We start from the raw sequence: 21,713 nt of genomic DNA on the forward strand, positions 1-21,713 counted from the left end.
TTCGGTCAGCCGAGGACGGCCCGGGAACGGGCGATCTGGTCGCGGGTGCGGGCGGACCAGAAGTGCTCGTTGAGCGGGTCGAGCCGGTCGAGGCAGGTGGTGAAGTGGGCCAGCGCGGCCCGCTCGTCGCCCCGCCACCGGCTGATCTCGCCCATCGTGTAGGAGATCAGCGCCTCCCCCCGGGTGTCCCCGGCGTTGACGGACATCTCCGCGCACCGCAGGAGGATGCCGGTGGCGGCGTCGTGGCGGCCCAGCGCGGCCTCGGCCTGGGCCAGCCGGTGCAGCGTCAGACGTTCGCCGGTGCTCCACCGCAGATCCCGGCACAGGTCCCGGCAGGCCCGGTAGAGGCCGATCGCCTCCTCGACGCGGCCCGTCTCATAGCAGGCGATGCCGAGCATCCGCAGGAAGCGGGCCCGGTGGACCGCGCTGTGTCCCCCGGCGTGGGCGAGGGCCCGGCGGCAGGTCACCACGGCCGCGTCGTTACGGCCCACGAAGAGCTGGATCGCGGCGATCTCGGTCCACGCGCTCAGCAGGCCGTGCCCGTCGCCCAGCGCCTCGAACCGCTCGGCGGCCAGGGTGGCGAAGGCGAGCGCGGATCCCAGATCCGCCTCCAGGGTGGCGGCGACACCGAGCGACGCGTACGCGGCGGCGTGCCGGTCCCCCGCCCGTGAGCAGCGGTCGAGCAGGTGGCGGAACTCGCCGGCGACCTCGCCGGCGCGTCTGCGGTCCACCTCGGCGTCGGCACGCACCAGCCGCAGGCGCGTCTCGGCGTCGGCGTCACCCGCCGCGGCGGCGGCGCCGGCGGCCGTCCCCAGCATGCGGACGGCCTCGTCGTGGAAACCGCGCACGACCAGGAACGGCGCCAGCGCGCAGGCGAGTCCGGCCGCCTCGTGCGCCAGCCCGGCGCGGGCGGCGGTCTCGGCCACGGCGACGAGCACGCCGCGCTCCGCCTCCAGCCAGGCGCCGCCCCGGGGGCAGGGCGGCGTCCGGGCCGGGACGCCGGGCGGCGGCGGGGCGAAGGCGAGGGGCAGTTCACGGGCGGCGTCGACGGCGCGGTCCCGGGCGGCGGCGGCGATCCGGCGCAGCGCCTCCGTCCGGCTCCGCTCGCTCTCCTCGGCGGCGAACAGCTCGGCGGCGAAGCCGCGCAGCAGGTCGTGCATGCGATAGCGGGGCTGGCCGGCGGAGTCGGCGTCACCGGCGGTGACCAGTCCGGCGGCGGCCAGCTCCTCCAGGGAGCCGTCCACGTCACGGGCGGTCGCCCCCGACGGCGCGGCCACCGTCCAGGCGGCCACGCCGTCGGCGGCCACCGATCCGAGCAGCCGGAACGCGTACCTCGCGGGGGCCGACAGCGCCGCGTAGCTCGCCCCGAACGTGGCGCGGACGTCCAGGTGGCCCGCCCGCAGCTCGTTCAGCGCCGAGGCGTCGGCGAGCCGCCGCGCCAGCTCGGCCAGCGGCCAGGCGGGACGGGTCACCAGCCGCGCCCCCGCGATGCGCAGCGCGAGCGGCAGCCGCCCGCAGGCGTCCACGATCGTCTCCGCCGACTCCGGGTCGCTCGCCACGCGGCCCGCCCCGGCCACGCCCGCGAGCAGGTCGCGGGCGTCGGCGGGCGGCGGCACGTCCAGCGCGTACGCGGTCGCGCCGGGCAGCGCGGGCAGCGGCCCGCGGGAGGTGACGAGGACCGCCGATCCCGGTGTCCCGGGGATCAGCGGTTCCACCTGGGCCTCGCCGGCCGCGTCGTCCAGCACCACGAGCACCGCCCGGTCGGCGAGCTTGGCCCGGTACATCGCCGCCCGCTCCCCGGCGGAGGAGGGCAGGCCGGCGGTGTCCACGCCGAGCGCCCGCAGCAGCTCCGCGAGCGCGTCGGCCGGGTCGCGGGGCGACAGCGAGGCGTCGCACAGCCGGACGAACAGCTGGCCGTCCGGATACCGCCGCCGCACCAGGTGCGCGACGTGGACCGCCAGGGTGCTCTTGCCGACCCCGGGCGGGCCCGACACCGTCACGATCACCGGCGCCGTTCCGGTGCCGTCCAGCGCGGCGACCAGGTCGCGGGTCTCGTCCTCGCGGCCGGTGAAGTCGGCGATGTCGGCCGGGAGCAGGCAGATCCCCGTCCAGGCGGGCTGCCGGGCCTCCTCCGGAGCGGGGGCCGGGGCGGGGGCGTCGTCGAGGACCGCCGCCTGCAGGCCGCGTAGTTCCTGGCCGGGTTCCACGCCCAGCTCGGTGACGAGCGTCGAGCGGGCCCGCCGGTACGCCTCCAGCGCCTCGGCGCGCCGGCCCGCCCGGTGCAGCGCCAGCATGAGCCGGTGCCACAGGCGTTCGTTGAGCGGCGCGGCCTCCACCAGCGGCGTCAGCTCGCCGACGAGCTCGTCGTGCAGGCCGAGCCGCAGGCGCACGTCGATCCAGCCGAGCCGGGCGTTCTCCCGGCGCTCCTCCAGCTCGGCGACGCGCGCCTGCATCGTCGCGGCCAGCGGCACGTCCTCGGCCGGCCGGCCGCGCCACAGCGCCAGCGCCTCGGCGAACAGCCGGTCCGCCGTGGCGGCGTCGCCGCCCGCCGCCTCCAGCCGGGCCCGCCGTACGGCCTCGTCGAAGGCGAGCAGGTCGAGCCGGTCGGGGCCGAGGCGCAGGCGGTAGCCGTACGGCACGGTCTCGACGTCGATCGAGGCGCGGCGCAGCGCGGTCAGGTACGTCTGGAGGTTCGGCAGGGCGGACCGGGGCGGGTCGTCCCACACCGAGGCGATCAGCCGGTCCCTGGACAGCACGGCGCCCGGGTGGAGCAGGAAGACGGCGAGCACCGCGCGCGCCTTGGCTGTCAGCCGGATCGGCCGCCCGGCGTCGGCGGCCCGGACCGGTCCGAGGACCGCGAAGTCCACTTCGTCTCCCGGAACGATCAGCGGTTCTGCCTCTTCTATGGCGACCATATGCGGTTTGTGTGGGTGAAGGGAGGACCTTGATCAAAGACGTCCGGAAGGAGGTGGATGAGATGAAGATCGAGGTTCGCAAGGTGGAGGCCGTCAAGGCCACCCAGGTCATGACCTGAGGCACCGCCTCTCAGCCGGTCGGGGGGACGGCGCGGGCCGCCCCCCGGCCGGCGCCGTCCCGACGAGCGATGCGGAAGCGACGCGGATGAACGATGCCGGTGATGCTGCGATGACAGTGATGCTGAAAGAGTGCGCCTGGGAGTCCCTCGGCGACGAACTGGTGGTGGTCCACGACCCGCGCGAGGCGTACACGCTGGCCGACCCGGACGGCCGGATCGCGGCGCTCCTCGACGAGCTGGCCCGCGGGCCGGCCACGGCGGAGGCGCTGAGCGAGGCGCTGGCCGCGCGGGGCGTGGCCGTCACGGTGGAGGACGTCCGCGACGGTCTCGCCGGGCTCGACTCCCTCGGCCTGGTCGAGGACGCCGGCGAACGCCTGCTGGGCGACCCGGAGGCCGACGAGCGGCACTTCTCCAACCTGACGTTCTTCGGGGTCTTCGCCCGGCTCGGCAGGTCGCGGGCGGAGTTCGTCCGGCGGCTGCGCGACTCCCACGTCCTGGTGCTCGGCGCGGGCGGCGGCGGCTCGTCCCTCGTGCAGTGCCTGGCCGGGCTCGGCGTCGGCGCGCTGACGCTGGTGGACCGCGACGACATCGCTCCGCGCAACTTCGCCCGCCAGTTCCTCTACCGGCACTCCGACATCGGCCGGTCGAAGGTGGAACGCGCCGCCGAGTGGGTGCGCGAGTACGACCCGGGCATCGAGGTCCGCGCCGTGGACCGGTGGATCTCCGGCCCGGACGACCTCAAGGACCTGACCGGTGACGTCCATCTGATCGCCGGCGGCCTCGACGGCGAGATGGACGCGAACCTGTGGGTCAACGAGGCGGCGCTGCGCGCGGGCGTCCCCTGGGTGGCCGGCGGGATGACCCGCACCCAGCTCATCTACTTCTCCGTCGACCCGGGCCAGAGCGCCTGCCTGCGCTGCGACGAGTCCGACCTGCCCGGCCCCGACGAACCCACGACCACGGCGGTCGCCCATCGGATCACCCGCGGGCTGCGGCTCGCCAACGGCCTCACCGGGCCGATGGCGATGCAGGTCGGGTCGCTGGTCGCCTACGAGGCCATGCGGTACCTGACCGGCGTCGAGCCGCCTCGCGCGGCCGGGTTCCGGGTGGTCGTCGACCTGCTCAACGGGCTCGTCCCGGTGTGGCAGCCCTTCCCCCGCGACCCCGCGTGCCCGGCGTGCGCGCTGGCCCGGCAGTGAGCCGATGAGCGGCGGGGTCCCGCTGCGCCCGCTCAGCGTCGTCGAGGAGGGCGAGGAGGCGCTGGTCGGCGATCCGGCCACCGGCACCTTCGTGACCATGCCGGCCGTGGGCGGGGTGGTGATCTCGGCGTTGCTGCGCGGCGCGACCGAGGAGGAGGCCGCGGCCGAGGCCGAGGCGTTCGCCGGTGAGCCCGTGGACATGCCGTCGTTCGTGGCGACCCTCGCCGAACTGGGGTTCCTCGACGACCGGCCCGACGAGGAGCGCCGGGCCGTGCGCACCGCGCCCATCCAGATGCGGAACTGGATGGCGGGGGTCAGCCAGCGCGCGGCCCGTCCCTTCTTCGGACCGGTGGCCTGGACCTGCTACACCGTCCTCGCCCTGTTCTGCCTGGCCGTCTTCGCCACCTCGCCGTCCCTGTTCCCGAACCCGGCGCGGGACGCGTTCCTGCTCGGCGACGTCGGGCTGAGCGCGCTGCTGCTCGTGCCGTTCTTCCTGGTCTCGACGGCTCTGCACGAGGGCGGGCACTGGCTCGCCGCCCGGGCGATCGGCGTCGAGTCCCGGTTCGGGGTGGACCGGCGGATGATGCTGCCCGTCCTGGAGACCGACCTGTCCCAGATCTGGACGGTGCCGCGCCGCCGCCGCTACGGGCCGCTGCTCGGCGGGATGGCCGTGGACGTGGTCCTGCTCAGCCTGCTGCTGGGCGCCCGCCTGCTGATCCTGCGGGGAACGTGGTCGCCGGACCCCCTGGTGGACGCGACGCTCTCGACATGGGTGTTCGTGAAGCTGGCGGGCCTGCTGTGGCAGTGCATGGTCTTCCTGCGCACCGACCTGTACGGCGTGCTGGTCAACGTGCTCGGCTGCCGCGACCTGTGGCGGGTCAAGTCGCTGATGCTGCGGCGCGCGTTCGGCGGGCTGACCCCGGCGCAGGCGGCGGAGCTGCTCTCGGCCGCGCCCGCCGACGTGCGGGCCGGGCGGTGGTTCCGGTGGCTGTGGCTGGCCGGGTTCGCCGGAGTGCTGGCCTGGTTCGTCTTCTTCGTGGCCCCCGTCGCGGTGACCGTGCTGGCCTGGGCGGCCGACGGGTTCCTGCTCGGGCCGCTCAGCCCGCGGTTCTGGTACGCGCTGTTGTGCGCCGTCCTGCTGCTCGGCCCGTATCTCCTGGCCGCCTCCCTGGCCGCCCGGGAGTACGCCCGGCGATAGACCGGACATCGTACGAAACCGGCCCCCCGGAGCTCCGGCCGTCGCTACGGTGGGTGGCCCGACGAATCTGATCAAGGAGTTGACGTGCAGGGAATCGACGGCCGCCGGGCCGGGGTGTCATGGGGAACCGGCCTCGTCCTGCTGCTGGCGGTGGTCCTCGCGGGCTGCGGGGACGGCGACGCGCGGTCCGCGGACCCGGCCGGACCGGTGCCCCGCACGCCGGCCGGATCGGCGTCGCCCACGTCGCAGGGACCGGAAGGGTCGCCGTCCCCCACGCCGGCGGTCCCCAGGACCGGGCTGCTCTACCGGGACCGGGAGATCTCGCTGAGCGACATCCAGGCGATCAAGAACGGCTGCCCGTCGGACGTCTACGTGGAATTCGCCGACGACGGGCCCCGCGTCCTCGGGACCGACGAGTCGGACCCGCGCCAGGACGACTACGGGCGGCAGACGGAGGAGGACAGGCCGCCCGTCCTGGCGTGGTCGCCCCCCTGCTCCTCGTCGGACGGGCGGTTCGACTTCGACGACGTGGCCGTCGCCCAGGCGGCGGCGGACGCCGGGGACCTCGACGAGACGGGCTGCCGGGACGCCGCACGGGCGGCGGTCGGCAGCGGCACGGCCATCGACCGCTACCGCACCCGGGCCCTGGCGGAGGGCGAGCGGTTCTGTGAGGACTTCGCCACGGAGGGCCGCGTGCTCCTCCTGCGCGTGGTGAAGGTGAGCGGCTCCCCGGTCGCGGAGCTCACGCTGTCGGCGACGCTGTGGGCCGTACCGCCCGAGGTCGAGGGTCCCCTGGCGAAGCCCGGCGACAGGAGCTACGAGGACCAGCCGTTCACGGTGTCCGACGACGTGGCCGAGGCGAACGACTGCAGCCCCGGCGGCGTCGGCATCGCCTCGGACATGCCGCGCGTCCGGTACCGGCACATGCTGTCCGGCGGCGGAGGGGACGTCGAGTACTTCCCGAGCTGCCTGGGAAGCCCGAAGATGCGGTTCGGCGGATACGCGGCCCGGGTGAAGGGCGACGCCGACCCGGACATCACCGCCTGCCAGGAGACGGCGATCCGCGGCGGGCGTGACGACCTCGACGTGCCGATGTCCGAACTGCGGACCGGGGACCGGTTCTGCATGTTCGACGGCTTCGACAAGTACGTCGCGCTGCTGAAGGTGACCGCCGTGACCGCCGGGGACCCCGTCTCCGCGACCTTCTCGGTCACCCGCTGGGAGGCCCCCGAACCGTCCTGACGACGACCGGGGCCACGGCTCAGCTGGTGGCGCCCCAGGTGAGCGAGAGACCGGTGGCGGCGCGTTCGGTGCGGATCTCCATCATGCTGCCGAGGATGGTGGCGTGGTCGGACACCACGGGCGTGGCGTCGAGGGTGTAGGTGATCCGGGCGCTGACGAGCACCGGGCTGCCCTCCGGCTCCTGGAGGTGACGGGCGGCGGCGGGGTCGAGCAGACCGGGCCGGACCACCTCGGACGCCCGGGCGACCGTCACCCCCTCGTCGGCGAGGGCCGTGTAGAGGGAGACGGAGGTGAAGTCGCGGTCGCGGATCCGGTCGGCCACCGGCCGGCGGACCCAGGACACCTGGTGCACGGCGGGACGTCCCGCGAACTCGCGGACCCGCTCCAGCCGCAGGGCGGTGTCGCCGGGACGCAGCCGCAACTGTGCGGCGATCCGGCCGGGGGCCCGGCGCACCGCCCGCCCGGTCACCGCGGTACGCACGTCGTGACCCTGTTTGCGCAGGTCGTCGACCAGGCTGCGGAGCGAGTCGAGCTGGTACGCCAGGTGGGGCGGGGCGACGAACGTGCCTTTGCCGGGCCGCTGCACGATCAGCTTCTCGTCGCTGAGCTCCCGCAACGCCTGGCGCAGCGTCATGAGGGTCACCCCGTAGGAGGCGCTCAGCTCCCGCTGCGGCGGCAGGGCCTCACCGGGGGCGTAGTGTCCCGACCGGATCTTCGCGGCGAGGTCGGCGGCGATGGCGCGGTATCTCGCCTCGTGCCCGGCGTCGGGGGTCATCGTGATCGGTCACTCCTGGTCGAGGGCCTGCCGCAGCGCCGTGAGGAAGGTCCGCAGGTCGTCCGGCCCGGCCCCGTCGAGCACCCGCCGCATGACCGCGGCGCCGACCACCACGCCGTCGGCGTACCGGCGGGCTTCGCGTGCCTGGGCCGGGGTGGAGATACCGAATCCTAGCAAGACCGGCCGGTCGGTGACGCTCCTGACCCGCCCGGTGAGCTCCGCCGCCGAAGCGGCGAGGGCGGCCCGCTCGCCGGTGGTGCCCATCAGCGACACCGCGTAGACGAATCCGCGGCTGCGGCGCGCGATCTCCGCCAGCCGCGGCTGCGGCGTCGACGGCGACGCCAGCAGGGCCAGGTCGATCCCGGCGTCGGCGGCCACGTCCGCCAGCTCGTCCGCCTCGTGCACCGGCAGGTCGGGCACGATCAGCCCGGTGACGCCGGCCCGGCGCAGCGCGGCGCAGAACGCCTCGGGGCCGTCGTTCAGCACCAGGTTGTAGTAGGTGCTGGCGACCAGCGGCACGTCCAGGCCCCGCACCCCGGACAGGCCGGCGAGGATCCGGCGGGTGCTCGCCCCCCGGGCCAGCGCCGTGTCACCGGCCTGCTGGATGGTGACGCCGTCCAGCGTGGGGTCGGAGAAGGGCAGGCCGACCTCGATCGCGTCCGCGCCGGCGGCGGCGAACGCCCGCAGGTACTCCGTCCAGCCGGGCGTGATCCCCCCGGTGACGTACGGCATGAGCAGGCCGCGGCCGGCGTCCCGGCGGGCACGCAGGCGGCGTTCGACCGCGCCCGCGGCGAGGGTCGCGGGGTTCGTCACAGCAGCTCCTTCAAGGTTGAGACGTCCTTGTCGCCCCGGCCGGACAGCGTCATCAGCACCGTCGACCCCCCGGGCAGGTCGCCGCCCGCCGCGCGGATCACCCAGGCGAGGGCGTGCGCCGATTCGAGCGCCGGGACGATTCCCTCGGTGCGCGCCAGCCGTACGGCCGCGCCGACCGCCTCGTCGTCGGTCACCGTGACGTAGCGGGCCCGGCCCAGGTCGCGCAGGTGGGCGTGCTCCGGGCCGACCCCCGGGTAGTCGAGTCCGGCGGCGATGGAGTGCGCCTGCGGGATCTGCCCGTCGTCGTCCTGGAGGAACAGCGAGCGACAGCCGTGCAGGACGCCGGGCCGGCCGAGGGCCGCCCCGGCGCCGCCCTCCGCCTCGACACCGATCAGGCGCGCCGGGGTGTCGGCGAATCCGGCGAACGTGCCGGCCGCGTTGGAGCCGCCGCCGACGCACGCGACCACGTGGTCCGGCACGCCGGTCCGCAGTTCGGCGGCGCACTGCCCGCGGGCCTCGTCGCCGATGACCCGCTGGAACTCCCTGACCATCCACGGGTACGGGTCCGGCCCGATGACCGAGCCGATGCAGTAGTGGGAGTCGCCGGTCGCTCCCACCCAGTGGCGCATGGCCTCGCTGGTCGCGTCCTTGAGGGTGCGGCTGCCCGTGGTCACCGGGATCACCTCGGCGCCCAGCATGCGCATCCGGAAGACGTTCAGCGCCTGGCGTTCGATGTCGCGCTCGCCCATGAAGACCGTGGCCTCCAGCCCGAGCAGCGCGGCGGCGGTCGCGGTGGCCACCCCGTGCTGGCCCGCCCCGGTCTCGGCGATCAGCCTGCGCCGTCCCATCCGGGTGGCCAGCAGTGCCTGGCCCAGCACGTTGTTGATCTTGTGGGATCCGGTGTGGGCGAGGTCCTCGCGCTTGAGGTACAGCCGCACGCCCAACTCCTCCGACAGCCGGCGGGCCGGGGTGAGCGGGGTCGGCCGTCCCGCGTGCAGGGCGAGCAGCTCCGCCAGCGCGCCGCGGAACCCCGGATCCGCCCATGCCTCCCGGAACGCCTCGTCCACCTCGCGGCACGCCTCCACCAGGGACTCCGGCGCGTACCGTCCGCCGTACCCGCCGAACCGGCCCCGGGCCCGGGGCTCGCCCATCGTTCCGTCCGGCGGGGCCGGTGCGCGCCGCGGCAGCACGTCTCGCATGTCACACTCCTATCGTTCTATAACTCATTTATGAGTTCTATAACAGTGAGTGTGGCATGGAGCGGCATGGACGCGCCACCCCGGCGAGGACGTCGCATCCGGTACCCGGGTACGGGCTTACCGTCGAGGCATGAGTGACGACATCGTCTCCGGCCGGGCATGGGTGCCACCGGCGTGCACGCTGCCCACCGCCGAGCAGCCGTTGCGGGTGGCCGAGTTCGACGCGCTGTTCACCGAGGCCGTACAGGCCGTACGGCGTGAGCGGCCCACGCGGCTGCGGCTGGAACTCGCCTTCTCCCCCGGGCACGCGGCACGCGCTGCGGAGCTGGCGGCGCGGGAGAGCGGCTGCTGCTCCTTCTTCGCCTTCGCCGTGACCGTCGCCGACGGCGACCTGGCGCTGGAGGTGACGGTCCCGGCGCGGCACGCCGAGGTGCTGGACGCGTTGCAGGCCCGCGCCGCCGCCGTCGCACCGGCCATGTCGGCGGCTCCGGACGCCGGGCCTCCGGGAGGAGCACGCACGTGAGGCAGGGCCCCGGTCTCCAGGACCACCGGGACAGCGACCGACCACGCCTGCCGGGGCGCCGTAGGGTACGGCGCCCCGGCAGGCCGGTTCCGCTCCTACCCGGAGATCGTCATCGCGTCGCTCGCGAGCCCCGGCAGGACCAGAGCCGCCTTTTCCGGGTAGTCGGTCAGCCGATGGGCCTTCCCGGTGCGGGTGTCGACCCCGTAGGCACGCCGGCGCTTCCCGTCCAACAGCACCGTGAGCTCCGATCCGCTCCGCCAGAGACCGGTGGCGAAAACGGGTTCGCCCTCCGGAAGATCTGAAGTGCAACAACACCGCCTACCGGCCGGTGATGGATGCGATCGACCTGCTCAAGCGGTATCTGGACCAGCCCATCGCCAAGGAGGGGGCGTTCTTCGACGAGGCGGAGAAGATTCCGCTGGGTGGGGTGGTGTGCGAAGAGTGGCGCAAGGTCGTGGTGGATGAGCGCGGCCGGATGGAGCGCATCCCGTACGAGCTGTGCGTGCTGGTGGCCCTGCGGGATGCGCTGCTTCGGCGGGAGATCTGGGTGCCAGGGGCGAACCGCCAACCACGATCTGTTCTACGGCAAGGACGGCGACCTGACCGGCTCCGACAAGGAGTCCCAGGAGGTCTCCATGCTGGCCCTGCACCTGCTTCAGTCCGCGCTGGTGCACGTCAACACCCTGCTCCTACAGGACATCCTGAGCAAGGAGAAGTGGCGGGAGCGGCTCACCGACGCCGACCGGCGGGCTCTGTCCCCGCCGTTCTGGACGCACGTGAACCCCTACGGCCGGTTCGAGCCGGACATGAATTCCCACCTCGACCTCGCCGCCGCGGTGGCCGGCCCCCGCACCGCGCCCGAGGCGGAAACCGCCCGATCGGCGCCCGCCTCCGGGGCATCCTGAGCAGCATGAACGATGCGCGCGACGTCCTCACCGAGGACGAGATTGCTTTCTCCGAGGTTGGCGAGAGCCACGTCTCCGCCTGGGTCAGGAGTCACCTGAATTCCGGTGAGACTGGGAGCCACACGGAGCGATGGCGCGTAGCACGCCACATTCGGCGCATCCGCGGCTGCGGGCCCCGTTTGGCCGCCTCATCGGCTGTCAGCTGGCTTGCCGCCGGCACGTGAGGTAGAGCGGCAGGAAGACGATCCACAAGCACAGGCAGCCGAGGGCCCAGGCGGGGGGCTTGCTCAGCTCGATCGATCCCGCCGAGAAGTAGACGGGTGTTCCGCGCCTGGCGTGGGCCGACGCGTCCTGGTAGACCCAGCCCACGCTCCCGAGCAGGACCGCAAGGGGAATCAGCGTGGTGACGTACGCCCCCATCATCCCTGCCCGTGTTCGGTGATGATGCGGGCCACGGCAGCCGTGTCGTCCGGTGTGATCGTGGGGCGGACCCTGCGGCCGACGTCGAGCACGAGGGCCGTGTCCTTTTTGGGCCGGTGCGGATCGAGGTTCCACCAGTGGATGAAGTCACCTGAGCCCCAGATGCGCCACCGGCGCATCTGGTTGGCGCCGGTCAGCGCGAGCGTCTTGACGCCCGTGACCGAGGCGTACGGGATCGTCTCGGGCCCCCACAGGTAGTAGCGGCGGATGGTGATCTCATGGTCGTCGCAGTGAATCGTGCCGTCGTCGTCGGCTGTGGCCATGATCATCTGCCTTTCCTGACGTTCCACCGTGGGCCGGGGAGCGGTGCGGGGGGTCACGGGGTCTCGGGTGCGAGGATGAAGATGCCGGCGACCTTCTCCTCCGCATCGAAGGCGACGCGGGCCTTCATCTCGCCGGCCTCATAGCGCAGAGGGATGTCGACGACCGTGTGGTCGCCGATGCGGCGGACGAACGGCTCGCCCTCGCCGAAGCCTTCGAAGGCGCCGACGAGGCCGGTGACCGTGGCCAGTCCGTTGAGGCGAACCTCGTCGGTGAAGGCCGCCAGCACTTCGGCGTTGAACGACTGGCGGGCTTCGTCCATGCGGCCGTCGAGGACGGCGGTGGCGATCTCGGTGGCGCGGGCGGCGGCGTCAGCCATGCGCACGGTCTTGTCCATGGGTTCTCCCGTTCTCGGGTCGATGGGCTTGCCGAACCGCTGGAATGCGGCCTGGCGGGTGACGCCGAGCAGTTCCCCGATCTCCTGCCAGGTGTGTCCGGCGTCCCGGGACTGCTGCACGCACAGCTTCAGCACCTGATCTGCAAATCCGTCGACATCACGGGCGAGCCGGACGAGGTCGAGATAGGCCGGCTGAGCCACAGGGCTGCCGAGCGACTCGACCAGGGCGGAGGCCTGCTCACTAAGGCGGGCGGCCATGCCCGCGAGAGACATCGATGAATCAGTCACATGTCAAGAATGTCTTTACGTGATCTGCGGCGTCAAGGGAACCTTTACACTCCTGCCGTCCCCGCTCGCGCGTCACCACTCAGCCCCCCGCGCCATAACCGCGCCACCCGCAAAGCACGACCATGCCGATGATCTTGCCCGCGCATGAGCAACGGCCGGAGTTGCACCCGGGGTCACTCTCACAAACGATCCTCTGCCGTAGCAAGATCAACAACAGGTCGCGGGGCCGCCCGAAGTTTGAGGAGGCGCTGCGGACCGCGCGGGAGATCAAGGCACACGCCCCGCACTGCCGGATCATCTTCACCGTGTACGAGATGAAGCGGCTCGGCCGCGACGCCGCCGAACTCACCGCGCTCGCCGACCGCCTCACCGCCCACGGCCTGGTCCTGGAGATGCTCGCCGGGCCCCTGCCCGGCATCTACGACCCCACCGGGCCCGGCAAGCTGCTGTTCGCGTTCTTCGCGGCGATGGCGGAGACCGAGCGGGAGAGCATCCGCGAGTCGACCCTGGAGGGGCTCGACACCGCGGCCCGCAAGGGCAAGCACGGCGGCCGGCCGCCGGTCATCACCGAGGACATGCTCCACACCGTCCTGCGACGCCGGGCGAACGGCGAGTCCGTCGAGCAGATCCAGCCCGGCCTGTTCATCCCCACCGGCAAGCGCAAGGGCCAGAACCCCTCCGTGGCCGGCATCTACCGGGCGCTCGCCGAACACGCCAAGCGCGAGGCGTACCCCGAAGCCATCGAGGCCGCGCACGCCGACTTCGCCGCTCTCCAGGCCAGCGAAGTCCCCGGACCCGCCTCGCTCTCCCTGACCGAGCGTCACTCTGATCACAGAGAGCTGCTTGTCACTTCGCGGCAGCTTCGGGAGAACAGGGCCTTCACCGGCGCCTTGCACGTGTACGTCTCGAGGTTGCCGTCCGCGGACAGCTCGGGCCACCGCCCCACGACATTGATCAGTACGCTCTGCAGCAGGTCCTCAGCGAGGTGGGCGTCTCCCGTGAGCAGGTACGCGGTCCGCATCAGCGCCTGCCGGCGGGCGAGCACGAACTCGCGGAAGCCGTCGTGACGATCCAATGTGGTCTCCTCTCGCCCGTTCCCAACGCGACCCGCCGGGCGAAAGGTTGCAGGGCACGGCGACGCCGATCCGCACCGGCCCGCCCCCGCCGTCGGCCGCGAGAGGAACACCGGCGCCGTGAGCGCCGCCGACTCGGGGAGGGTCACAGGGCTTGCCGGTGGGCCCTGATCGGACCCTGCCCCGGTCGGCTACACGCGGGCGTCGGGTGAGGTGAAGTAGGCGGCGCTCTCGGCGTCCGTCGGGTAGTACGACTCGATCGCGACCTCGTCCAGGGTGATGTCCATCGGGGTCCCGAAGGTGGTGGTCGTCGAGAACAGCCGCAGCTCCCGCCCTCCGAAGCGGAAGACCATCGGGATGGCGATCTCGGATTCGACCGGCCGGTCCGCGTCTCCCGGGCGGGGGGCGAGGTGTTCTTCGTAGAGCGCGGTGAGCTCCGGATCGGAAGCCGTGGCGAGTTGCCGTGCGATTGTCCCGGCCAGTCGGCCACGGCCCGCCTTCCAGGTGTCGACGCCCGGAGAAGGGACACCCCTCTAACCGGCCAGGACTTCGGTGACGATGACGTACAGCGCCCACAGCGACAACCCGGCCATGATGACGATCTCGCGCCAGCCGAGGGCGGGCCTGGCCTGGATGGCGTACGACATGGTGATGTTGGGCGCCGCCGGCGCGGGCGGGCGCCGGTTCTCGGCCAGGGGCTCGTTGAAGCGGTGGATGAAGATCTGGATGAGGTTCATGCCGGCTACCAGCCCCGCCGCGAAGCTCAGCGCGCTCAACCCGGCGGCGAACTGCAGGCCGATGATGGCCACGACGCACAGCAGCGTGAGGGTGTCATAGATGCCGATGAGGCGCTGCGAGCGCGCGTAGTAGGCGGCGATCCGCTTGATCCGAACCTGATAGGGGACCAACAGCCACAGGCCGAACTTGGCCAATGCCTGCAGATAGAACAGGGCGATCACGACGCTCAGCGCGATGGTCATGGCCGGCGTCCTTTCATAAGGTCGAGATGTCGTCGCCACCGGTGGCGGTGGCGGTGACGGTGGGCGCGGTGGGGGTGGCGGTGAACCACGGGCTCAGCACGTCGGGCTCGACCAGGACGACGGAGTGCTCGGCAAGACCGAGAATCCGCTCCAGGGCCTGGGTGTGGGCGGCCACCGTCTCCTGAGCAGCAGGCAGGCCCGGCCGGCCGGTGGCGTCGAAAGACAGGATCAGCTCGGCCAGCCGGTCGTTGAGGTCCTGCACCAGCGCGACGACAACGCGGCCGGTCTCCTCCGGATGCGTGACGGCCAGGGTGGCCTCGCGTGCGCCCTGCTCGAGGACACCGGCCAGCAGCGGGGCGATGCGGTCGGCGATGCCCGGGCGCAACTTCTGCCGTACGACGGCGTTGTCATCGGACTGCCAGACACGCAGCAGCGCGACCAGCAGCTTGCGCCGCTGGGCCTTCCACTGGCCCAGCCCGGTGAAGAAGCTCTGCAGCTTCTCCAGTGCCGGCGTGTCCGGGTCGGCGACCAGCGGGGCCAATGCCGCGGCGATCTGGTCGGCCATGCGTTCCATCACCGCTTCGATGAGCGCCCGCTTGGAGGCGAAGTAGTGGTAGAAGGCGCCCTTGGAGGCGCCCACCTGCGACCAGACGTCCTGCACGCTCATCTGCTCGTAGCCCTTGGTATGCAGCAGGATCTCTGCCGCGTCCAGGAACTGCGTCCGCCGTCCGGCATGCGCAGCCTGATCGACTGTCCGCGCCACTCAGTCCTCCTGTCTCATTAGCAAACCGGCTGCCGGTTTATTTATAGCATGAGGGCTTCGGCCATGTCCTGGCCCACCGGACAACCGTCAAAGTCACGAACCCCGCGACAGGGGGCGCGACCCCGGCGACCCTCCCGGCACGGAGCCTGCCGGCATCGCTTTCAGCGGACTGTTCTACGAAGCGACGGAGGCTCGGCGCCGCCTTCCGCCTCTTCGAAAAGCCGGTAGGGCGCTGGCCAGCCAGGCGGAGAGGTTTCGTTTCGTTCGAACGATATTGCTGTCGGTTATGTAACGAAACGAAATTTGAAGCAATGGGTTTCATGAAGCAGGGTTGCGATAAGCTTCATTATCGCAACCCTGGATATCCGGGTATGAGTGCTTCACTCCCCCGCGCCCCGCACACGAGAGGGTCGGCTCGGTGCGGATTGCCACAAAGCCGTCCTGGGCTTCTGCCAGTAGGTGTCAGTAGATATGCATGAGATGTCAGCAAGATCACTTCTAGTTCCGACGCGTCAAGGCGACACCGGCGGAAGGGGCGGCGCGGCGGGCTGAGACCCCCGCCTCGCCTGGCCGCGACCACGGCCGGGGGACGATCCTCGTACCCGCGTGCGGTCCGGTCCGCCGGCGGACCGGACCACTGTCGCCGCCGCTGGGCAAGCCCGCGCCGGTGACCTCGCGGTGCGGTGTGAAGACGGCTCACCGACCGAGCAACGGGCGATACACGGGCCGGCGACCGGCGGCCTACCGTGCTGAGCATGGAGCGGACCGACAGTGCGGTTGTGATCGGCGCGAGCATCGGCGGGCTGCTGGCCGCCCGCGCGCTCAGCGAAACCCATGCCGAGGTCACCGTGGTGGATCGTGACCTGCTGCCCGAGGAGGCGGCGAGCCGTCGCGGCGTGCCGCAGGGCCGGCAGCTCCACGTCCTGCTGGCCCGCGGCAGGGAGGCGTTCGACGAGCTGTTCCCCGGCCTGACGGAGGAGCTGGCCGCCATGGGCGCGCCCCTGATCGACCTTCAGGAGCAGGTCCACTGGTACAACGACGGCCACCGGATGCGCCGGGTGCCCTCCCCCCTGGTGGCGTTCGGAATCAGCAGGCCGCTCCTCGAACACGTGGTGCGGGCCCGGGTGGCGGCGCTGCCCGGCGTGAACCTGGTCGCCGGGTGCGAGGTGACCGGCCTCGTCGCGGCGCCCGGCTCCGGACGGGTCACGGGCGTGCGAGTGCGGCCCCGTGCCGGGGACACGGCGCCGGCCGCGGAGTCGGTCATCCACGCCGACCTGGTCGTGGACGCCGGAGGGCGCGGCTCCCGAAGCCCGGTCTGGCTGCAGGAGCTGGGCTACGCGCCCGCCGCGCAGGAGCAGGTGCGCGTCGGCATCACCTATGTGACCCGCACCTACCGGCGGGAGCCGCACCATCTCGGCGGTCTGCTGGGCGCCTTCACCAACGCCACCCCGGAGCTGCCGCGCGCGGGGATCGTGGCCGCGCAGGAGAACGGCACGTTCGCCGTCGTCCTGTCCGGCATGCTGGGTGAGGAGCCGCCCACCGACGACGAGGGCATGGCGCGGTACGCCGCGACGCTCACCGCGCCGCAGATCGCCGAGGTCGTGCGGTCGGCGGTGCCGCTGAGCGCGCCGGTGCGGATGCGCTACCCGGCCAGCGTGCGGCGGCGCTACGAGCGGCTGCGGCGCTTCCCCGACGGCTACCTCGTGATGGCCGACGCCCTGTGCAGCTTCAACCCCGTCTACGGGCAGGGGATGACGGTCGCCGCGCTTGAGGCGCTGCTGCTGCGCCGCCTGCTCACCCGCGGGGCCGACGGCCTGGCGCGGCGGTTCTTCCGCGGCGCGGCCAGGATCATCGATGCCCCCTGGTCGATCTCGGTGGGGACCGACCTGCGGTTCCCGGGGGTCGAGGGGCGGCGCACGGCGATGGTCCGCTTCGTCAACGCCTACGTCAACCGGGTGCACGCCGCCGCGACCACCGACCCCGTGGTGGGGGCGGCGTTCCTGCGCGTCCTCAACCTGATCGACGCGCCCGCCAGGCTCCTGGCCCCCGCCGTCGCGCTGCGCGTCCTGTGGGGACTGCTGGGCCGCCCGGCGCCGGCCGCACCGAGGCCCGAAGCCGATCTCGCGGCCGGTGTGGGCACCGGCGGGCGCGGAGCCCCTTCCTGAGGCGTGTCTGATAAATGATCTCGGTGGTGCGGTTAGATGATTCCTCGTGGTGCGAGGAGGTGAGCTGACCGGCAAAGCCCGGCAGCGGATCGAGCCCCTGCTGACCGCCAAGGACGGCAGGGGACGGCCCTGGCGGGATCACCGCGCCGTCATCAACGGGATCTCGCGGAGGCTGCGGACCGGAGCGCCCTGGCGTGACGTCCCGGAACGCTACGGTCCCCGGCAGACCTGCTACGAGCGGTTCAAGCGCTGGGAGGAAGACGGCGCCTGGACCCGCCTGCTGGAGGAGATGCAGGTCAAGGACGACTCCCTCGGCGCGGTGCAGCTGGTCGCCGGCATCGATTCCACCATCGCCCGAGCCCATCAGCACGCCGCCGGCGCCCGAAAAAGGGGGACGGCGGAGGGACGATCGACGCGAGAGCCTCCCAAAGACGACAGGCCCTCGGCCGGTCCCGGGGCGGGCCGACCACCAAGCTCCATCTGATCACCGAAGCCCACGGCCTGCCGCTCGCCCTGCATCTGACCGGCGGCGACGCCGCCCACCGAGGCCGCGTGTGGCGACGGGACCGCTCACCTGGGAAGGGGCAGGGCCATACGGCGGGTGACCCTCGCTCCCGGCGGCCGGGGAGCCGGCATGTGACGGGTCGCTGCTCCGCCTCGATGCCGTGTCATCGAGTACAGCAAAACCGATCAGGCGGAGAAGCGGCTCGGCGCCGGAGAATCACCCGTATGGACAACGTGCGGCCCGACCGCCTGCGGATGCTGCTCGACACGGTGCTGGCCACGCTTGACGAGCGGCTCGACGGCCGGCGGATCGCCGACCGAGCCCACCTGAGCCGGTTCCACTTCGATCGGCTGCTGTCAGCAGGGCTCGGCGAGGCGCCGGCGGCCTTCCGCCGCCGCATGTTGCTGGAACGCGCCGCCTGGCGCCTGACCGGGGGATCGTCGGTCACGGACGCCGGTTTCGAAGCCGCCTACGACTCGACCGAAGCGTTTTCCCGCGCCTTTCGGCGCGCCTTCGGAAGGTCACCAATCAAGTACAAGGCTCAGGAAGCGGACTTTCGGCTCCCGGCTCCGAACGGTGTCCACTTCCACCCCCCTGCCGGTTTGTTCGTGACCGGCGAAGTATCGGAGATCACGATGGACCTGACTGATCGGCTGATAGACCACGACGACTGGCTCACCGGGGCGTTGCTTGACCGCGCCGGCGGATTGACCAGCGAGCAATGGGACAGGGAGGTCCGGCCAGGACACGTCCTGCTCGGATTCGACGGCCCCGAACCTACGGTGCGTCACATGCTCGACCGGCTCGTCTGGACCAAGGAGGTCTGGACGGCGGCGATTGCGGGTCGCGATCTGCCCGCCGACGGTGACCGCTCCCCAAGCGGCCTGCGCACGCGTTGGGAGCGGGCGAGCACAGACTTCCGGGCACTCGTACGGGACATCCGTCAGCGGAATGCCTGGGATGACACCTTCGTCGACGCGCTGTGCGATCCGGTTCAGAGCTTCACCTTGGGCGGCGTCATCGCGCACGTGCTGACCTATGCCGCCTGTCGCCGGGAGATCCTGGCGGCGGCGCTGTCCGAACTGGGCGTCGTTGACGCGGTGCCCACGTGCCCATTGGAGTGGGAGCGAGCCCGTCTTGCCGACCGGCCGCATGCGCCCGCGCGACTCCGAGGCGCGGAGGAGACACGATGACCGCCACGCCGCAGGCCGCCGTCACCGCGTGGTGGCAGGCGATGAAGGATCGGGATCCCCAGGCCCTCTCCGAGCTGGTTCTGCCTGACTATCTGTCTTCCGGCGGTCCCGCGGGTCGTTCCGTCGGGCGGTTCGCTCTCATCACCGAGGCGACCGCCTTCTTCGCCCAGGCCAGGATCGACGAGTGGGCGGTGGACGCGATGGAAGTGCGTCAGTACGGCGACGCCGCCGTCTGCTCCTACGTCTGGAGCGAAACCGGCGTGCATCTCGGCGCACCGTTCACCATGCGTGGCCTTGCCACGGACGTTCTGGTCCGCCGCGACCACGGATGGCGGCACCTTGCCCACCACGTCAGCCCTCTGCCGCATACGGCAGGTGATGAGGTGGGCTAGCGACACGCCGGCCAGCCGTCCGGCTATCTCATCAAGGCATGAAGGGAGGCAGAGAGATGACTGACGACGTTCACGTGTGGTCACCTGGTTTCGATTGGGCCTGATGCAGGCATGGTGACGATGCCGTCCCTCCGCCGCCTGGTGTGAGGAGGGACGGCATCATGCCTGAGAAACCGGCCGGTACCTGTCGTCGTCCGGATGATCCACATGTACCGTCCGGTGGCCACGCGGGGCCTGCGCCGCGGTGGCACGTGGCGTCCGGGGTGGTCGGGCCTCGGCTGGAGGCCGGGACGCTGCGCTGTGAACCGCAGCCGAGGTCACGTGATCCGGCGGCTGAGCGGTGCACCATGCCGGAGCGGACGCGTCCCGGAGGCGCACGCTAGCATCGGGGTTCCTGGTCCCGCCTCGCGGATGCGCCGCGACGGACGCTCGGCCGACTCGCCACGGAGCACGCGTGCCCACGATCGACCCTCGACGTCTCCTCATCCTCCGCGCCTTCGTACTGTCCGACTCGGTCACCGCGACCGCGGCGGCGCTGCACCTGACGCCGTCCGCGGTGTCGCAGCAGCTCGCGGCGCTCGAACGCGAGGTCGGCCACGCGCTCGTCGTACGCACGGGGCGCAAGCTGGCGCTCACGCCGGCCGGGCGCATCCTCGCCGGACACGCCGAGGAGATCAGCTCCCTGTTGAAGATCGCCGAGGCTGACCTGGCCGCGCACGCGGGCGGTGTCCTCGGGCAGCTCCGGATCGGCGCGTTCCCCACGGCGATCAGCTGGCTGGTGGCGCCCGCCATCGTCGAACTGCGCCACAAGGCGCCGGGCGTCGACGTCACGGTCCTCGACGCGGAGGTGCACATGAGCCACCGGATGCTGATGCGCGGCGACATCGACATGACCATCAGCCTGGAGTACGAGTCCGACCCCGAGCGCGATTCCCCCGACATCGTGAAGTTCCCGCTCTACATCGAGCGGTTCAAGGCCGTCCTCCCCCAGGCCCATCCGCTGGCCGGTGAGGAGGGCGTCGCGCTCACCCAGCTCGCCGAGGAGGGCTGGATCATGCCCTCGCCCGGCAACCCGTGCCGCACGATGGTGCTGCAGGCGTGCGCCGAGCTCGGCTTTCACCCGCCGATCAGCCATGTCTCCGACGACTACCGCGCCGCGCTGGCGCTGGTCGCCGCGGAGGCGGGGATCTGCCTGGTGCCGGAGTCCGCGCTCTACGCCCGCGACGCCGACTGGGTGACGATCCTGCCGACGCGCGGCATCGCGCCGCTACGCAAGGTGATCATGACAACGCGGCGCGACAACCAGAGTCACCCCGTCGTACGCGCGGGGCTGGAGGCGATGCGGGCCGCCGTCGCCGAGCCGGGCTCGGAGATCTACGGTCCGCTTGCGCGATCCGACACCTTCAGCGTCGAGTGACGGTTCCGGCCGGGCGGCGCGTTCTCCCGGAGGAAGGCGTCGACGTGCCGGTGGTACTCCTCCGGCTTGTCACGGCGCACACAGTGGTGGGCGCCCTCGATCACGACGACGTCGAAGCCGGGCGCGACGGCCGTGAGCCGCTCACGGGAGTGCTTGTCGACGATGACGTCGCCGGTGCCGGTGACGAGCAGCGCCGGCACGCCGGCCGGGCCGACCGTGATCTGCCGCGCGGTCGGCGTCCAGATCCGGCGCTTCTCGTGGACCCGCTGTTGCATGTAGTCGATGTCGACGGCCTTCATCGCCTCGGCGAGCGGGCGCAGCTCTTGCTCCGCCCAGTGGGGCTTGAGCTCGCGCTGCATGTCCATGAGCTCCTCGACCGATGCCGTGCCGGCGTAGTCGAAGGGGTCCTTGGTCGTCTGCTCGACGCTGAGCCAAGGGTTGGGGCCGGCCTCCGGCACCCACCACGGCGGGTCCTCGAGCACGACGCCGGCCACGAGATGAGGGGCATCGGCGGCGACGAAGGCTGCGATCCGCGCGCCCATGGAGTGCCCGACGAGGAGCGTCCTGCGCCCGGTCTCGTCGAGCATGTCGTTGAGGATGTCGATCGCGTCCTGCACCATTACGTCGGTGGACGGGACGCCCTCGTGCTCGGGCAGGCGGCCGGGCGACTCGCCGTGGCCTCGGGCGTCCGGCGCCACGATGTGGTAGTCGCCGCCCCAGCGGTCGACGGCGTCACCGTAGCACGCGCCGGACTCCACGGCGCCGTGGAGGATGAGGATGGCGGGCGCATCTGCTGCGTCCCGCCCGTACTTCCGGACGAACAGGTCGGTTCCCACATGTCCTCATTCGGTGCTCTGTCGCGCCGGCCCCCGGCCGAGGCACGACGGGGTTGTCGTTCAATGGATCATGGT

General features: G+C 72.1%; 23 protein-coding genes and 1 pseudogene. 11 read left to right on the forward strand and 13 right to left on the reverse strand.

Translation table 11 applies throughout. The features are described from left to right. Nucleotides 1-5: 5 nt before the first annotated feature. Nucleotides 6-2,915 carry a BTAD domain-containing putative transcriptional regulator gene (locus ACFYSC_RS31070; RefSeq protein ID WP_389968724.1) on the reverse strand — a complete coding sequence of 970 codons (2,910 nt, stop codon included), beginning with the start codon at nt 2,913-2,915 and terminating at the stop codon, nt 6-8. 229 nt (nt 2,916-3,144) lie between these two features. Here ACFYSC_RS31070 and ACFYSC_RS31075 point away from each other — a divergent pair, with 229 nt between their 5' ends. From ACFYSC_RS31075 to ACFYSC_RS31085, 3 genes are all read left to right on the forward strand, one after another. After that, nucleotides 3,145-4,233, forward strand: a complete 1,089-nt coding sequence (locus tag ACFYSC_RS31075) for a HesA/MoeB/ThiF family protein (RefSeq protein ID WP_389968726.1) — start codon at nt 3,145-3,147, stop codon at nt 4,231-4,233. A 4-nt stretch (nt 4,234-4,237) separates the two neighbouring features. Further along, on the forward strand, nt 4,238-5,431 hold the full coding sequence (locus tag ACFYSC_RS31080) for a hypothetical protein (protein ID WP_389968728.1): 1,194 nt from the start codon (nt 4,238-4,240) through the stop codon (nt 5,429-5,431). 84 nt (nt 5,432-5,515) lie between these two features. Further along, nucleotides 5,516-6,673 carry a hypothetical protein gene (locus tag ACFYSC_RS31085; protein WP_389968730.1) on the forward strand — a complete coding sequence of 386 codons (1,158 nt, stop codon included), beginning with the start codon at nt 5,516-5,518 and terminating at the stop codon, nt 6,671-6,673. A 19-nt stretch (nt 6,674-6,692) separates the two neighbouring features. Here ACFYSC_RS31085 and ACFYSC_RS31090 read toward each other — a convergent pair whose 3' ends face one another. From ACFYSC_RS31090 to trpB, 3 genes are read right to left on the reverse strand one after another with little or no spacing between them, the layout of a single operon-like run. Then, entirely contained in the window at nt 6,693-7,448 is a 756-nt protein-coding gene (locus ACFYSC_RS31090) for a GntR family transcriptional regulator (protein WP_389968732.1), read from the reverse strand. 9 nt (nt 7,449-7,457) lie between these two features. Then, nucleotides 7,458-8,261 carry a tryptophan synthase subunit alpha gene (gene trpA / locus ACFYSC_RS31095; RefSeq protein ID WP_389968734.1) on the reverse strand — a complete coding sequence of 268 codons (804 nt, stop codon included), beginning with the start codon at nt 8,259-8,261 and terminating at the stop codon, nt 7,458-7,460. Then, nucleotides 8,258-9,460, reverse strand: coding sequence for a tryptophan synthase subunit beta (trpB, locus tag ACFYSC_RS31100; protein ID WP_389968736.1), 1,203 nt, complete (start codon nt 9,458-9,460; stop codon nt 8,258-8,260). Before trpB ends, trpA begins: the two co-directional genes overlap by 4 nt. Before the next feature lie 130 nt (nt 9,461-9,590). Here trpB and ACFYSC_RS31105 point away from each other — a divergent pair, with 130 nt between their 5' ends. Then, nucleotides 9,591-9,983, forward strand: a complete 393-nt coding sequence (locus tag ACFYSC_RS31105) for a hypothetical protein (protein ID WP_389968738.1) — start codon at nt 9,591-9,593, stop codon at nt 9,981-9,983. A gap of 95 nt (nt 9,984-10,078) precedes the next feature. Here the strand turns inward: ACFYSC_RS31105 and ACFYSC_RS31110 are convergent, their stop codons facing one another. After that, the gene (locus tag ACFYSC_RS31110; RefSeq protein ID WP_389968740.1) at nt 10,079-10,219 is read right to left on the reverse strand and encodes a hypothetical protein; all 141 of its coding nucleotides are present in this window, start codon (nt 10,217-10,219) and stop codon (nt 10,079-10,081) included. 225 nt (nt 10,220-10,444) lie between these two features. Here ACFYSC_RS31110 and ACFYSC_RS31115 point away from each other — a divergent pair, with 225 nt between their 5' ends. Then, nucleotides 10,445-10,888 carry a Tn3 family transposase gene (locus ACFYSC_RS31115; RefSeq protein ID WP_389968742.1) on the forward strand — a complete coding sequence of 148 codons (444 nt, stop codon included), beginning with the start codon at nt 10,445-10,447 and terminating at the stop codon, nt 10,886-10,888. 198 nt (nt 10,889-11,086) lie between these two features. Here ACFYSC_RS31115 and ACFYSC_RS31120 read toward each other — a convergent pair whose 3' ends face one another. The 3 genes from ACFYSC_RS31120 to ACFYSC_RS31130 are packed head-to-tail and all read right to left on the reverse strand — an operon-like array spanning nt 11,087 to nt 12,314. Continuing rightward, a complete protein-coding gene (locus ACFYSC_RS31120; protein ID WP_389968744.1) occupies nt 11,087-11,311 on the reverse strand; it encodes a hypothetical protein in 225 nt (74 codons plus the stop codon). After that, nucleotides 11,308-11,637 (reverse strand): hypothetical protein, encoded by a 330-nt coding sequence (locus ACFYSC_RS31125; protein ID WP_389968746.1) that lies wholly within the window; start codon nt 11,635-11,637, stop codon nt 11,308-11,310. Before ACFYSC_RS31125 ends, ACFYSC_RS31120 begins: the two co-directional genes overlap by 4 nt. Before the next feature lie 47 nt (nt 11,638-11,684). Beyond that, on the reverse strand, nt 11,685-12,314 hold the full coding sequence (locus ACFYSC_RS31130; RefSeq protein WP_389968748.1) for a DUF3887 domain-containing protein: 630 nt from the start codon (nt 12,312-12,314) through the stop codon (nt 11,685-11,687). A gap of 128 nt (nt 12,315-12,442) precedes the next feature. On the opposite strand from ACFYSC_RS31130, the pseudogene ACFYSC_RS31135 reads away from it, so the two are divergent. Then, nucleotides 12,443-12,847: pseudogene (locus ACFYSC_RS31135) on the forward strand (recombinase family protein); the annotation flags it as partial. A 296-nt stretch (nt 12,848-13,143) separates the two neighbouring features. Here the strand turns inward: ACFYSC_RS31135 and ACFYSC_RS31140 are convergent. The 4 genes from ACFYSC_RS31140 to ACFYSC_RS31155 all read right to left on the reverse strand — a co-directional run bounded on the left by ACFYSC_RS31140 (nt 13,144) and on the right by ACFYSC_RS31155 (nt 15,130). Further along, the gene (locus ACFYSC_RS31140; RefSeq protein ID WP_389968919.1) at nt 13,144-13,335 is read right to left on the reverse strand and encodes a hypothetical protein; all 192 of its coding nucleotides are present in this window, start codon (nt 13,333-13,335) and stop codon (nt 13,144-13,146) included. Between the two features lie 243 nt (nt 13,336-13,578). Next, entirely contained in the window at nt 13,579-13,740 is a 162-nt protein-coding gene (locus ACFYSC_RS31145) for a hypothetical protein (protein ID WP_389968749.1), read from the reverse strand. Between the two features lie 180 nt (nt 13,741-13,920). Continuing rightward, nucleotides 13,921-14,367, reverse strand: a complete 447-nt coding sequence (locus ACFYSC_RS31150) for a hypothetical protein (RefSeq protein WP_389968751.1) — start codon at nt 14,365-14,367, stop codon at nt 13,921-13,923. Nucleotides 14,368-14,380: 13 nt separating this feature from the next. Then, nucleotides 14,381-15,130 carry a TetR/AcrR family transcriptional regulator gene (locus ACFYSC_RS31155; protein WP_389968753.1) on the reverse strand — a complete coding sequence of 250 codons (750 nt, stop codon included), beginning with the start codon at nt 15,128-15,130 and terminating at the stop codon, nt 14,381-14,383. A 755-nt stretch (nt 15,131-15,885) separates the two neighbouring features. On the opposite strand from ACFYSC_RS31155, the gene ACFYSC_RS31160 reads away from it, so the two are divergent. The 5 genes from ACFYSC_RS31160 (at nt 15,886) to ACFYSC_RS31180 (ending at nt 20,802) form a co-directional block, all read left to right on the forward strand. After that, nucleotides 15,886-17,295: an FAD-dependent oxidoreductase gene (locus tag ACFYSC_RS31160; RefSeq protein WP_389968755.1), complete on the forward strand. Its 1,410-nt coding sequence runs from the start codon at nt 15,886-15,888 to the stop codon at nt 17,293-17,295. A gap of 46 nt (nt 17,296-17,341) precedes the next feature. Further along, nucleotides 17,342-17,779, forward strand: coding sequence for an IS5 family transposase (locus ACFYSC_RS31165; protein ID WP_389968757.1), 438 nt, complete (start codon nt 17,342-17,344; stop codon nt 17,777-17,779). A gap of 245 nt (nt 17,780-18,024) precedes the next feature. Then, the gene (locus tag ACFYSC_RS31170; RefSeq protein WP_389968759.1) at nt 18,025-18,993 is read left to right on the forward strand and encodes a helix-turn-helix transcriptional regulator; all 969 of its coding nucleotides are present in this window, start codon (nt 18,025-18,027) and stop codon (nt 18,991-18,993) included. Then, on the forward strand, nt 18,990-19,385 hold the full coding sequence (locus ACFYSC_RS31175) for a nuclear transport factor 2 family protein (protein WP_389968761.1): 396 nt from the start codon (nt 18,990-18,992) through the stop codon (nt 19,383-19,385). Before ACFYSC_RS31170 ends, ACFYSC_RS31175 begins: the two co-directional genes overlap by 4 nt. Nucleotides 19,386-19,839: 454 nt before the next feature. Further along, the gene (locus ACFYSC_RS31180; protein WP_389968763.1) at nt 19,840-20,802 is read left to right on the forward strand and encodes a LysR family transcriptional regulator; all 963 of its coding nucleotides are present in this window, start codon (nt 19,840-19,842) and stop codon (nt 20,800-20,802) included. On the opposite strand, the gene ACFYSC_RS31185 is transcribed toward ACFYSC_RS31180, so the two are convergent. Continuing rightward, nucleotides 20,760-21,638, reverse strand: coding sequence for an alpha/beta fold hydrolase (locus tag ACFYSC_RS31185; RefSeq protein WP_389968765.1), 879 nt, complete (start codon nt 21,636-21,638; stop codon nt 20,760-20,762). The two genes, ACFYSC_RS31180 and ACFYSC_RS31185, sit on opposite strands and share 43 nt — an antisense overlap. Between the last annotated feature and the right edge of the window lie 75 nt (nt 21,639-21,713).

Source organism: Streptosporangium sp. NPDC004379, assembly GCF_042873875.1.
Taxonomy (GTDB): Bacteria; Actinomycetota; Actinomycetes; order Streptosporangiales; family Streptosporangiaceae; genus Streptosporangium.

What these genes read in the sequence shown, in the direction of transcription:
- ACFYSC_RS31170 (WP_389968759.1), top strand. Translation starts at nt 18,025, where the DNA reads ATGGACAACGTGCGGCCCGACCGCCTGCGGATGCTGCTCGACACGGTG.
- ACFYSC_RS31075 (WP_389968726.1), top strand. Translation starts at nt 3,145, where the DNA reads ATGACAGTGATGCTGAAAGAGTGCGCCTGGGAGTCCCTCGGCGACGAA.
- ACFYSC_RS31125 (WP_389968746.1), bottom strand. Translation starts at nt 11,637, where the DNA reads ATGATCATGGCCACAGCCGACGACGACGGCACGATTCACTGCGACGAC.
- ACFYSC_RS31145 (WP_389968749.1), bottom strand. Translation starts at nt 13,740, where the DNA reads ATGGTCTTCCGCTTCGGAGGGCGGGAGCTGCGGCTGTTCTCGACGACC.
- ACFYSC_RS31120 (WP_389968744.1), bottom strand. Translation starts at nt 11,311, where the DNA reads ATGATGGGGGCGTACGTCACCACGCTGATTCCCCTTGCGGTCCTGCTC.
- ACFYSC_RS31090 (WP_389968732.1), bottom strand. Translation starts at nt 7,448, where the DNA reads ATGACCCCCGACGCCGGGCACGAGGCGAGATACCGCGCCATCGCCGCC.
- ACFYSC_RS31115 (WP_389968742.1), top strand. Translation starts at nt 10,445, where the DNA reads ATGAGCGCGGCCGGATGGAGCGCATCCCGTACGAGCTGTGCGTGCTGG.
- trpB (WP_389968736.1), bottom strand. Translation starts at nt 9,460, where the DNA reads ATGCGAGACGTGCTGCCGCGGCGCGCACCGGCCCCGCCGGACGGAACG.
- ACFYSC_RS31080 (WP_389968728.1), top strand. Translation starts at nt 4,238, where the DNA reads ATGAGCGGCGGGGTCCCGCTGCGCCCGCTCAGCGTCGTCGAGGAGGGC.
- ACFYSC_RS31160 (WP_389968755.1), top strand. Translation starts at nt 15,886, where the DNA reads ATGGAGCGGACCGACAGTGCGGTTGTGATCGGCGCGAGCATCGGCGGG.
- ACFYSC_RS31105 (WP_389968738.1), top strand. Translation starts at nt 9,591, where the DNA reads ATGAGTGACGACATCGTCTCCGGCCGGGCATGGGTGCCACCGGCGTGC.
- ACFYSC_RS31070 (WP_389968724.1), bottom strand. Translation starts at nt 2,915, where the DNA reads ATGGTCGCCATAGAAGAGGCAGAACCGCTGATCGTTCCGGGAGACGAA.
- ACFYSC_RS31140 (WP_389968919.1), bottom strand. Translation starts at nt 13,335, where the DNA reads ATGCGGACCGCGTACCTGCTCACGGGAGACGCCCACCTCGCTGAGGAC.
- ACFYSC_RS31175 (WP_389968761.1), top strand. Translation starts at nt 18,990, where the DNA reads ATGACCGCCACGCCGCAGGCCGCCGTCACCGCGTGGTGGCAGGCGATG.
- ACFYSC_RS31150 (WP_389968751.1), bottom strand. Translation starts at nt 14,367, where the DNA reads ATGACCATCGCGCTGAGCGTCGTGATCGCCCTGTTCTATCTGCAGGCA.